At 47.9% G+C, this 9420-nt stretch carries 16 protein-coding genes; all 16 read right to left on the bottom strand.

Annotation, left to right across the window (positions count from 1 at the left end; translation table 11 throughout):
• Positions 1–2 precede the first annotated feature (2 nt).
• Positions 3–800 (bottom strand): energy-coupling factor transporter transmembrane component T family protein, encoded by a 798-nt coding sequence (locus tag CRN96_RS07910; protein WP_097040883.1) that lies wholly within the window; start codon positions 798–800, stop codon positions 3–5.
• Positions 790–1653: an energy-coupling factor transporter ATPase gene (locus CRN96_RS07905; protein WP_097040881.1), complete on the bottom strand. Its 864-nt coding sequence runs from the start codon at positions 1651–1653 to the stop codon at positions 790–792. Before CRN96_RS07905 ends, CRN96_RS07910 begins: the two co-directional genes overlap by 11 nt.
• Positions 1650–2438, bottom strand: coding sequence for an energy-coupling factor transporter ATPase (locus tag CRN96_RS07900; protein WP_097041057.1), 789 nt, complete (start codon positions 2436–2438; stop codon positions 1650–1652). Before CRN96_RS07900 ends, CRN96_RS07905 begins: the two co-directional genes overlap by 4 nt.
• A gap of 140 nt (positions 2439–2578) precedes the next feature.
• Positions 2579–2980: a 50S ribosomal protein L17 gene (gene rplQ, locus CRN96_RS07895; protein WP_097040879.1), complete on the bottom strand. Its 402-nt coding sequence runs from the start codon at positions 2978–2980 to the stop codon at positions 2579–2581.
• 18 nt (positions 2981–2998) lie between these two features.
• Positions 2999–3940, bottom strand: a complete 942-nt coding sequence (locus CRN96_RS07890; RefSeq protein WP_097040877.1) for a DNA-directed RNA polymerase subunit alpha — start codon at positions 3938–3940, stop codon at positions 2999–3001.
• 84 nt (positions 3941–4024) lie between these two features.
• Complete coding sequence (rpsK, locus tag CRN96_RS07885; RefSeq protein WP_097040875.1) at positions 4025–4417, bottom strand: 30S ribosomal protein S11; 393 nt, start codon at positions 4415–4417, stop codon at positions 4025–4027.
• Positions 4418–4440: 23 nt separating this feature from the next.
• Positions 4441–4806 carry a 30S ribosomal protein S13 gene (gene rpsM / locus CRN96_RS07880; RefSeq protein WP_097040873.1) on the bottom strand — a complete coding sequence of 122 codons (366 nt, stop codon included), beginning with the start codon at positions 4804–4806 and terminating at the stop codon, positions 4441–4443.
• A gap of 20 nt (positions 4807–4826) precedes the next feature.
• Positions 4827–4940 (bottom strand): 50S ribosomal protein L36, encoded by a 114-nt coding sequence (gene rpmJ / locus CRN96_RS07875; RefSeq protein ID WP_017473641.1) that lies wholly within the window; start codon positions 4938–4940, stop codon positions 4827–4829.
• A gap of 30 nt (positions 4941–4970) precedes the next feature.
• Complete coding sequence (gene infA / locus CRN96_RS07870) at positions 4971–5189, bottom strand: translation initiation factor IF-1 (RefSeq protein WP_017547668.1); 219 nt, start codon at positions 5187–5189, stop codon at positions 4971–4973.
• A 151-nt stretch (positions 5190–5340) separates the two neighbouring features.
• Positions 5341–5988: an adenylate kinase gene (locus tag CRN96_RS07865; RefSeq protein WP_097040871.1), complete on the bottom strand. Its 648-nt coding sequence runs from the start codon at positions 5986–5988 to the stop codon at positions 5341–5343.
• Between the two features lie 13 nt (positions 5989–6001).
• Positions 6002–7300: a preprotein translocase subunit SecY gene (gene secY, locus CRN96_RS07860; RefSeq protein ID WP_097040870.1), complete on the bottom strand. Its 1299-nt coding sequence runs from the start codon at positions 7298–7300 to the stop codon at positions 6002–6004.
• Positions 7300–7740: a 50S ribosomal protein L15 gene (gene rplO / locus CRN96_RS07855; protein ID WP_097040867.1), complete on the bottom strand. Its 441-nt coding sequence runs from the start codon at positions 7738–7740 to the stop codon at positions 7300–7302. Before rplO ends, secY begins: the two co-directional genes overlap by 1 nt.
• A gap of 27 nt (positions 7741–7767) precedes the next feature.
• Positions 7768–7947 (bottom strand): 50S ribosomal protein L30, encoded by a 180-nt coding sequence (gene rpmD, locus CRN96_RS07850; protein WP_097040866.1) that lies wholly within the window; start codon positions 7945–7947, stop codon positions 7768–7770.
• A gap of 15 nt (positions 7948–7962) precedes the next feature.
• Complete coding sequence (rpsE, locus tag CRN96_RS07845) at positions 7963–8463, bottom strand: 30S ribosomal protein S5 (protein WP_097040864.1); 501 nt, start codon at positions 8461–8463, stop codon at positions 7963–7965.
• A gap of 20 nt (positions 8464–8483) precedes the next feature.
• Positions 8484–8846 carry a 50S ribosomal protein L18 gene (rplR, locus tag CRN96_RS07840; protein ID WP_097040862.1) on the bottom strand — a complete coding sequence of 121 codons (363 nt, stop codon included), beginning with the start codon at positions 8844–8846 and terminating at the stop codon, positions 8484–8486.
• Between the two features lie 25 nt (positions 8847–8871).
• Complete coding sequence (gene rplF, locus CRN96_RS07835; RefSeq protein WP_097040860.1) at positions 8872–9408, bottom strand: 50S ribosomal protein L6; 537 nt, start codon at positions 9406–9408, stop codon at positions 8872–8874.
• Positions 9409–9420 lie beyond the last annotated feature (12 nt).

The following is a 9420-nucleotide window of genomic DNA, read 5'->3' as shown; positions in this document are numbered from 1 at the left end:
TGTCACACCCTCACAAGAAATAATAATACGCCGAAACTGATGATGACGATGAGTGCTGCCGTATCCCGCAGATGCCAGTTGAGCTCGCGGTAGCTCGTACGGCCCGCTTCACCCGTGTAACCCCTGACTTCCATCGCAACCGCCATCTCTTCGGCCCTCTTGAAGGCGGAGATGAAGAGCGGGATGAAGATGGGGATGAGTGCATTGATCCGTGATTTCAGCCTGCCGGTCATGAAGGTCGAGCCCCTTGCGCTCTGTGCTTTGATGATCTTCTCCGTCTCGTCCATCAGCGTCGGTATGAACCGGAGGCTGATGGAGATCATCATGGCAAGTTCATGCATGGGGATCTTGATTTTCTTAAGCGGTGCACCCAGCTTCTCGATGGCATCAGTCAGCTCGATTGGGCTCGTCGTGAGCGTCAGTATCGTCGTGATGACGAGCAGCATGATGAGCCGCACGGTAATGTAGATCCCCGTGATGAGCCCTTCCGAGTCGATCTGTATGAAACCCCATTCGAACAGCGTCGTCCCGCCCCTTGTGAAGAATATATGAAGCAGGAACGTGAAGATCAGTATGAACAATAAGATCTTCAATCCGTTGAACAGGAAGAACAGGTTGATTTGTGCCACTCTGATGATGCCGAGCACGAACAGCACAAGGAGGGCATAACCCGTCCAGTGGTTCGCAAAGAAGATGATGATCATCATCAAAAGGACGGAGACGATCTTGGCCCGCGGGTCGAGCCGGTGGATCACACTGTCCCCGGGAATATAGCGGCCGAGCAGCATATTACTGAGCATGCTGAACCCTCCATTCCCGGTACGATGTGATGAACGCTTCCGTATTGCGGGGCATCCGTTCGAACACCACTCCTTTACGTTCCAGATCATGCACGAGCCTGACGATATCCGGTATTTCGAGATGATGGTCGGTCAAAAGCTTTTCATCGGTCAGTATGTCTTCCGTCCTGCCCTCCCGGATCAATTCGCCTCCGGCAAGGAGCTTCACTTCATCCGCATATTCGAAAACATCGTTCATATCATGCGTGACGAGGATGATCGTGATATTGAAATCTTCCTGAATCTGTTTAAAAAGCTGCATCACTTCGATATGGCTCTTCGGGTCGAGCCCCGCCGTCGGCTCGTCCACGATCAGCACTTCAGGTTCCATCGCGAGTATGCCGGCGATGGCGATTTTACGCATCTGGCCGCCCGATAAATCGAACGGTGAACGGCCGAAGGCGCGCTTAGGCACGCCGAGCAGTGAAAGGTATTTCTCCGCCCGTTCTTCCGCCTCTTCTTCAGTGAGCCCCATATTGAGCGGCCCGAACATGACGTCCTTCAAAATCGTTTCATCGAACAGCTGATGCTCCGGGAACTGGAACACCATGCCGACATGTTTCTTCACCTGATGGATGACGCGCTGCTTCGTCCGGTGTTTCAATGTAAGGTCACCGACCTGGACGATCCCCCTTGTCGGCAGCAGAAGACCGTTCAGATGCTGGATCAGCGTCGATTTGCCGCTGCCGGTCCGCCCGATGACAGCGTAATATTTGCCGGGTTCGAATGTCGTGGTGAAATTGTTCAACGCAGTATGCTCAAATGGCGTGTTGTTGTGATAAATGCTGGTGAGGCCGTCCACTGTGATTTTCATAGGCGTGCCACCAGCTCATCATGTGTGACGTACCTGCCGTCGAGAAGCGCCCTTGAGATCTGCATCTGATAGGGCAGGACAAGCCTGCTTTCAATCAATATGTCCGTATCACTGAATATATGCTCGATCGATCCTTCATTGATGACCCTGCCATCCTTCATGATCACGGCGTAATCACTCTTTTCTATTTCGCTCAGATCATGGGTGATGTAAATGAGCGTGGTGGTTCGCGTCTTATGGATTTCATCGAGTATGGCGAGTATGTCATTCCGTCCTTCCGGATCGAGCATGGAAGTCGCCTCATCGAGTATCAGGACCTCCGGTTCCATCGCAAGTGCCCCTGCGATCGCCACACGCTGCTTCTGTCCGCCGGAAAGCCTTGCGGGGGCATGGCGCCTGTATGCGAGCATATTGACCGCAGAGAGCGCCTTTTCCGTCCTTTCGATCATCACTTCCCGGGGCAGCCCCTGGTTCTCAAGGCCAAAGGCCACATCATCCTCGACCGTCGCCCCCACGAACTGGTTGTCCGGGTTCTGGAAGACGATCGCAAACCTTTCACGGAAATCCTGGATATTATCCGGGGTGAGTGCTTCGCCATCCACGGTGATCTCACCTGTATAGCCTTCCAGTATCCCCATCAGTATTTTGACAAGTGTGCTCTTGCCCGAGCCGTTATGCCCGATGACCGATACCCAGTCCCCTTTGTTGAATGATAGGGAGATTTCATCAAGCGCCGTGGGACCGTCCGCCTGATAACGATAAGTTAGATTGTCGATTTTTATCATATGCTCCACCACCATTTTATATGTAAAAAAAAGCGCGTACCCTGCATAGAGCCGCGCGATCATTCATTTATAGCCTGCAGGATACGTAGAGCTAGACAAGGAGATTGGACTCCCTATCGTAACACTCCTACTGCTTTTAATTATTCAGCATCTTCTGAAGCTGCCACTGCACCTTCAACGAATTCGATGATGACGAGTTCAGCACCGTCACCACGGCGTTCGCCCAATTTTTTGATGCTTGTATATCCACCTTGACGGTCTTCGAAACGCGGTGCGATATCATCAAATAATTTTTGAAGTGCATCCTGAGTCGTTCCGTCTTCGTTAAGGATCTGGACGTCACGTACTGTACGGCCTGCACGGCGTCTAGCTGTGACATCTCCACGCTTACCGAGTGTGATAAGTTTATCGACGATGCTGCGCAGTTCTTTTGCACGTGCTTCAGTCGTAGTGATGCGCTCGCTTACGATCAATGAAGTCGCAAGGTCTCTCAGCATCGCTTTCCTCTGGCTTGATGTACGGCCTAATTTTCTGTAGCCCATGTGAAATAACCTCCTTTATCAGTCTTCTTTGCGGAGACCCAGTCCAAGGTCTTCCAGCTTGAATTTAACTTCTTCCAAGGACTTGCGCCCAAGGTTTCTGACTTTCATCATGTCCGCTTCTGTTTTATCAGTAAGCTCCTGGACGGAGTTGATTCCTGCACGCTTCAGACAGTTGTATGAACGTACGGAAAGATCCAGCTCCTCGATGGACATTTCAAGCACTTTCTCTTTCTGGTTCTCTTCCTTTTCAATCATGATTTCGACGTTTTGAGCTTCATCCGTCATATCGACGAAGATGTTCAAGTGCTCGGTCATGATTTTGGCGGATAACGATACTGCTTCCTGCGGTGTGATTGATCCATCTGTCCATACGTCAAGCGTGAGCTTGTCGAAATTGGTCATCTGGCCGACACGTGTGTTCTCCACAGTGTAGTTCACCCGTTCAACAGGCGTGTAGATTGAATCCACCGGAATGACGCCAATTGACAATTCATTCTTGTTGTCATCGGACATGGTGTACCCACGGCCGCGGTCGGCGATCATCCTTATCTTCAACTGTCCGCCGCTTGCGACAGTCGCTATCTTAAGGTCAGGGTTCAGGATCTCCACATCACTGTCATGTGTGATATCGGAAGCTTTCACTTCACCTTCACCTGAAACATCGATTTCCAATGTTTTTTCTTCTTCAGAATAAATCTTAAGTGCAAGTTGTTTAACGTTTGTAATGATCGTGGTCACATCTTCCACCACGTTCTCAATCGTTGAGAATTCATGCAGTACATTTTCTATTTCAATCGTTTTTACAGCCGCACCTGGTAAAGATGACAATAGAATGCGACGTAAGGAGTTTCCAAGTGTTGTTCCATAACCGCGTTCCAATGGTTCAACAACAAACTTACCAAACTTAGAATCTTCCGACACCTCGACTGTTTCAATTCTAGGTTTTTCGATTTCAATCATTCGTTTTTTCCTCCCTTTAAACGCCGAAAATATTATACAACCATGTGTTCTATTATAACTGATTTGACGTTACAAATTAAGCACTTACACACGGCGGCGTTTAGGTGGACGGCAACCATTGTGAGGTACAGGTGTCACATCTTTGATCGCTGTGATTTCCAGACCTGCAGATTGCAATGCACGGATTGCTGCTTCACGACCGGCACCTGGACCTTTGACTGTCACTTCAACTGTTTTCAGTCCATGTTCCATAGCCGCTTTGGAAGCAGTTTCGGAAGCCATTTGAGCTGCGAATGGTGTTGATTTCTTAGAGCCTTTGAATCCTAACGCACCTGCAGATGACCATGATAAAGCATTGCCGAATTCATCTGTGATCGTTACGATCGTATTGTTGAAAGTTGAGCGGATGTGCGCAACTCCTGCGTCTATATTCTTTTTCACCTTACGCTTACGACTTTGTTGTTGTCTACGAGCCATGATTACTCCTCCTTTACTTTAAATTATTTCCTTTTGTTCGCTACTGTCTTGATTGGTCCTTTACGTGTACGCGCATTGTTCTTTGTATGCTGTCCGCGTACCGGAAGACCACGACGGTGACGGATTCCTCTGTATGAAGCAATCTCCATCAAACGCTTGACGTTCAGGTTCTGCTCACGGCGAAGGTCACCTTCCACTTTATAACTATCAACGACTTCACGGATCTTGTTCAGTTCTTCTTCAGTCAGGTCTTTTACGCGAGTCTGCTCAGATACGCCGGCTTCCGCCAGGATCTGCTGTGCTCTTGTATTACCGATACCGAAAATATAAGTTAAAGAAATAACGACACGTTTGTCACGTGGTACGTCAACTCCTGCTATACGAGCCATATGTTACACCTCCGTTTATTTTATCCTTGCTTCTGTTTATGCTTAGGGTTCTCACAGATTACCATGACTTTACCGTTTCTGCGGATGACTTTGCATTTTTCACAGATCGGTTTCACTGATGGTCTTACTTTCACGAGTATTACCTCCTTAAAATGTGGAGTCCATTATTTAAAACGATAAGTGATCCTGCCACGCGTCAGATCGTACGGTGACATTTCAACTGTAACTTTATCGCCAGGAAGAATACGTATATAGTTCATACGGATTTTACCTGAGACATGCGCCAGAATCTCATGTCCATTTTCCAGTTCAACTTTAAACATTGCATTCGGTAAAGTATCAAGTACTGTACCTTCAAGTTCAATTACATCCTGTTTACTCACTTCAATTCCCCCTTTACAGTTTCATATTTCTATCGAAATACACTTCAGGTGAAGATCGCATTCACTTAACGTCAAATCAAAATATTGAACTCATATATTTTTAAACTGCGTCTTGCCTTATTCACCCAAAAGTACTGTCTGGAGGTGAATACTATAAATTTTGTAAAATCTCATCGATTTCAACAAAGACATCATCGATGTCCTTCGAGCCATCCACGTTTAGGAGGATGCCTTGATCTTTATAGAAGTCCAGTAATGGCTGTGTCTGTTTCAAGTTCACTTCAAGACGGTTTGCGACCGTTTCCGGGTTGTCATCCTCGCGCTGGTACAGCTTGCCGCCATCCAGGTCACACACGCCTTCTTGTTTCGGCGGGTTGAAGACCAGATGGTATGCCGTGCCGCACACTTCGCAGATGCGTCTTCCGGTCAACCGGTTGATCAGTTCTTCTTCGTCCACATCGACGTTGATCGTCCGGTCGATTTTGGTCCCGAATTCGTCCATTATTTCATTTAAAGCTTCAGCCTGTTCCACGGTGCGCGGGAAGCCGTCAAGCAGGAAGCCGTCTTTTGCGTCACTCTGTGACAGACGCTCCCTGACGATGCCGATCGTCACCGAATCCGGAACAAGTGCGCCTTCATCCATATAGGATTTGGCTTCCATGCCAAGCTCTGTCTCATTTTTTATAGCCAGGCGGAACATATCACCAGTGGAAATATGAGGGATCGGGTATTTTTTGATAATCTTTGAGGCCTGAGTCCCTTTACCTGCACCGGGCAGGCCCATCAATATGATATTCATCCAAATAATCCTCCTACCTGCGTTTTCTGAAACCGCGGTATTCTCTTTGGTTTGCTTGTGCTTCCAATTGCTTCATGGTTTCCAGTGCCACACCGATGACGATGAGCAGACTCGTGCCCCCGACCTGAATTGCAGGCGGCAGGTCCATGATATTCGTCACTACAAGAGGTATGATTGCAACCACCGAAAGGAACAGTGCACCCACGAATACAAGTCTGTAAAGTACGCTTGTAATATAATCCTGAGTCGCTTTCCCGGGTCTGATGCCGGGTACATAACTGCCCTGCTTCTTCAAATTGTCGGCCATCTTCTCAGGGTTGACCTGGACAAATGAGTAGAAATACGTAAATGCTATGATGATCAACATGTAGAAGACCATACCTGCATAGTTGGTGGGATCTGAAAAACGCGCCAATGTCTGGGCCCAGTCCGCATCCGGGAAGAACAGTGTGAACGTCTGCGGCAGCATGAAGAATGCCATCGCGAAGATGACCGGGATCACGCCTGCCGGGTTGACTTTCAAAGGAAGGAAAGTCGACTGCGGTGAAAGCTGTGATGACGTCCTCTGACGTTTCGCATACTGTATCGGGATTTTACGGACAGCCTGCAGTACGAATACCGCAAATGCCGTGAGCAGCAGCAGGAATGCAATCAGACCGACCATCTCAAGAATTGCCATGGTAGTGTCCTGACCGCCTGTGAACCTCTGCTGGTACAACTGGATCAGTGCACTCGGCAATACGGATAGTATACCCGCAAATATGATGATTGAGATGCCGTTTCCGACGCCATGTTCCGTAATCTGCTCACCAAGCCACATCAGGAACGCCGTACCTGTCGTGAGCACGAGTGCAATCAGCAGGTATGAAGCGATGTTGTTGTCATCTATGAGCGCGCCGCCGAACATCTGGTTGAAAGCATAGCTCATACCGATGGATTGGATAAACGCCAATACAATCGTGAAGTACCTCGTGAACTGGGCAAGCTTACGTCTTCCGACCTCACCCTGCCTTGCCCACTCGGCAAATTTAGGGACCACATCCATCTGCAAAAGCTGGACGACGATTGAAGCCGTGATGTAAGGCATGATCCCCATCGCAAGAATGGAGAAGTTCATCAGTGCCCCGCCTCCGAATGTGTTCATAAGGTCGAGTACACCCTGCTGTCCCTGATTCATATCAAAGACGCCCGGGTCCACGCCCGGTACAGGAATATAAGTCCCGATCTTGAAAATGACCAGCATGATCAAAGTAAAGAATATCTTATTACGAATCTCTTTAATCCTAAAGAAATTGGTGATAGTCCCTAACATTAAATCACCTCGTAGTTTCCGCCCTGTTCCTCAATTGCTTTGGCAGCTGAGCCAGAAAACTTGTGAGCTTTAATTGTTAATTTCTTTTCCAGAGTACCGTTGCCCAGCACTTTTATACCAGATTTTTCATTCTTAACAATACCATTTTCAGCCAAAAGCTCAGGCGTCACTTCTGTGCCGTCTTCAAAACGGTTAAGGTCACTCAAATTGACGATCGCATATTCCTTACGATTGACATTCGTGAAACCACGCTTTGGAATACGACGGAATAAAGGAAGCTGTCCACCTTCAAATGTCAGACCTACGCCACCGCCTGAACGGGAGTTTTGTCCATCATGACCGCGGCCTGCTGTTTTACCGTTACCTGAAGACATACCGCGTCCAACACGCTTGCGTGATTTACGGGCGCCTTCAACTGGTTTCAATTCGTGTAATTTCATCATCGCACCTCCTCTTTCATAATATCATTAAATTTCTTCTACAGTAACCAGGTGGCTGACTTTTTCAACTTGTCCTCTGATCTGAGGCGTATCTTCTTGTTCAACTGTCTGGTTGACTTTTCTCAAACCAAGAGAAGCCACAGTCTTCTTCTGTGTCTCAGGTTTTCCGATAACACTTCTTTTGAGGGTGATTTTAATCTTTGCCATTTATCTTTTCCCTCCTTAATTAGTAATCTCTTCTACAGTTTTTCCACGAAGCTTCGCCACTTCTTCAGCACTCTTAAGTTCTGAAATACCTTGAAGTGTCGCACGTACGACGTTGATCGGCGTATTTGCACCAAGTGATTTGCTGAGGATGTCCGTGATGCCGGCAAGCTCAAGCACCGCACGCACCGGTCCACCTGCGATAACACCTGTACCAGGCGCTGCCGGCTTCATGAACACTTGACCGGAGCTGAATCTGCCTATAACTTCGTGTGGGATCGTACCGTCCACCATTGGCACCTGTACCAGATCTTTCTTCGCAGCTTCAACTGCTTTCTTGATCGCTTCAGGCACTTCCTGTGCTTTACCTGTACCGAAACCTACACGGCCTTTTCTGTCTCCGACTACTACCAGTGCCGAGAAACGGAAACGACGTCCACCTTTTACAACTTTAGCAATACGGTTGATCGTCACTACGCGCTCTTCGAATTCTTGTACTCTATCATCTCTACGAGCCATTTATATTTTACCTCCTTCTATTAAAATAGTAAGCCGTTCTCACGTGCCGCTTCAGCGAGTGCTTTCACACGCCCGTGATACAAATAACCGCCACGGTCAAATACTACATTTTCAATGCCTTTATCTTTCGCACGTTTTGCGATCAAAGTGCCGACTTCTGCAGCTGCATCTTTGTTGGATCCGACTTCCATTTTGAATTCGGGATCCTGGGATGATGCACTGACAAGCGTCTTTTCACTGCTGTCATCGATCAGTTGTGCGTAAATGTGCTTATTTGAACGGTATACGTTCAGGCGTGGCTTTTCGCTTGTGCCAGCCAGGTCTTTACGTATACGCTGGTGTCTCTTAAGACGCACTTTGTTTTTATCCACTTTAGTGATCATTGATGTTCACTCCTCACTTGTTTAATTATTTACCGGTCTTACCTTCTTTACGACGAACGAGTTCGTCTTTGTAACGGATACCTTTACCTTTGTAAGGCTCCGGCGGACGTACAGCACGGATTTTCGAAGCCAATGCCCCGACATACTCCTTGTTGATACCTTCCACCTTGACTTTAGTGTTGCCATCAACTGAAATTGTCAGCTCATCAGAAGGTTCGAACTCAACCGGGTGAGAAAGTCCTACGCTCAATACAAGCTTTTTACCCTGCATCTGTGCACGGTAACCGACACCTACAAGCTCAAGCTCCTTGCTGAAACCTTCGGATACACCCACCACCATGTTGTTGATCAATGCACGGGTTGTTCCGTGTACTGTACGGTGCTCCTTGGATTCACTCGGGCGGACGACCTGAAGTGTGTTCTCTTCCAGTTCAAATGACATGTCTTCATTGAATGTGTCAACGAGTTCACCTTTCGGCCCTTTGACCGTAACTGTGGAACCGTCGATATCTATAGTTACATCTTTTGGAATTTCAATAATACGTTTACCAACACGACTCATCTCGATTACACC

Origin of the sequence: Salinicoccus kekensis (assembly GCF_900220995.1) — a bacterium.
GTDB classification, from domain to species: Bacteria; Bacillota; Bacilli; order Staphylococcales; family Salinicoccaceae; genus Lacicoccus; species Lacicoccus kekensis.
This window is presented reverse-complemented; position numbering and strand designations above follow the sequence as displayed.

Coding starts and splice junctions, on each gene's coding strand:
- rplO (WP_097040867.1), bottom strand. CDS start 7,740: ATGAAATTACACGAATTGAAACCAGTTGAAGGCGCCCGTAAATCACGC.
- rpsE (WP_097040864.1), bottom strand. CDS start 8,463: ATGGCTCGTAGAGATGATAGAGTACAAGAATTCGAAGAGCGCGTAGTG.
- CRN96_RS07905 (WP_097040881.1), bottom strand. CDS start 1,653: ATGAAAATCACAGTGGACGGCCTCACCAGCATTTATCACAACAACACG.
- CRN96_RS07900 (WP_097041057.1), bottom strand. CDS start 2,438: ATGATAAAAATCGACAATCTAACTTATCGTTATCAGGCGGACGGTCCC.
- secY (WP_097040870.1), bottom strand. CDS start 7,300: ATGTTAGGGACTATCACCAATTTCTTTAGGATTAAAGAGATTCGTAAT.
- CRN96_RS07910 (WP_097040883.1), bottom strand. CDS start 800: ATGCTCAGTAATATGCTGCTCGGCCGCTATATTCCCGGGGACAGTGTG.
- rplQ (WP_097040879.1), bottom strand. CDS start 2,980: ATGGGCTACAGAAAATTAGGCCGTACATCAAGCCAGAGGAAAGCGATG.
- rpmD (WP_097040866.1), bottom strand. CDS start 7,947: ATGGCAAAGATTAAAATCACCCTCAAAAGAAGTGTTATCGGAAAACCT.
- rplF (WP_097040860.1), bottom strand. CDS start 9,408: ATGAGTCGTGTTGGTAAACGTATTATTGAAATTCCAAAAGATGTAACT.
- rpsK (WP_097040875.1), bottom strand. CDS start 4,417: ATGGCTCGTAGACAACAACAAAGTCGTAAGCGTAAGGTGAAAAAGAAT.
- rpsM (WP_097040873.1), bottom strand. CDS start 4,806: ATGGCTCGTATAGCAGGAGTTGACGTACCACGTGACAAACGTGTCGTT.
- CRN96_RS07865 (WP_097040871.1), bottom strand. CDS start 5,988: ATGAATATCATATTGATGGGCCTGCCCGGTGCAGGTAAAGGGACTCAG.
- rplR (WP_097040862.1), bottom strand. CDS start 8,846: ATGATCACTAAAGTGGATAAAAACAAAGTGCGTCTTAAGAGACACCAG.
- CRN96_RS07890 (WP_097040877.1), bottom strand. CDS start 3,940: ATGATTGAAATCGAAAAACCTAGAATTGAAACAGTCGAGGTGTCGGAA.